This window comes from Candidatus Regiella insecticola LSR1, assembly GCF_000143625.1.
GTDB lineage: Bacteria > Pseudomonadota > Gammaproteobacteria > Enterobacterales > Enterobacteriaceae > Regiella > Regiella insecticola.
In genome coordinates, this window is record NZ_GL379739.1 from 1 (window position 1) to 384 (window position 384).

1 protein-coding gene is annotated in these 384 nt (G+C 39.3%); it reads left to right on the forward strand.

The window, feature by feature from the left end; translation table 11 throughout:
- Nucleotides 1–76 precede the first annotated feature (76 nt).
- Nucleotides 77–337 carry a CCDC90 family protein gene (locus REG_RS10270; protein WP_006705584.1) on the forward strand — a complete coding sequence of 87 codons (261 nt, stop codon included), beginning with the start codon at nucleotides 77–79 and terminating at the stop codon, nucleotides 335–337.
- Nucleotides 338–384 lie beyond the last annotated feature (47 nt).

Below are 384 nucleotides of genomic sequence, written 5' to 3' on the forward strand. Positions count from 1 at the left end.
AAGCGAAAGGGGTATAGAGATGTTTGTATTTTGCATAAAGTTGACGTAAATTAGCCAAACAATGGGGAAAAACAACATGTCCAGCTTGGTATTTGATACACATAAATTTATCCGCCGTTTGCGAGAAGCTGGCATAGAAGAAAAACATGCAGAAGCCATTGTTGAAGCATTTCAAGCTGCTCAAAGTGAAATGCAACCTGTCACTCGTGATTATTTTGACGTGAAACTAAAATCAGAAATAGAAAGCGCTAAATCAGACTTAATTAAATGGGTTGCTGGATTATTGATTGCGCAAGCAGCCCTGGTGGCCGCCTTACTTAAGTTGTTCACTCACTGATCTCCATAAGAGCCTATTCGAAATCTTCTTGAGCAAAGCTAAAAAGC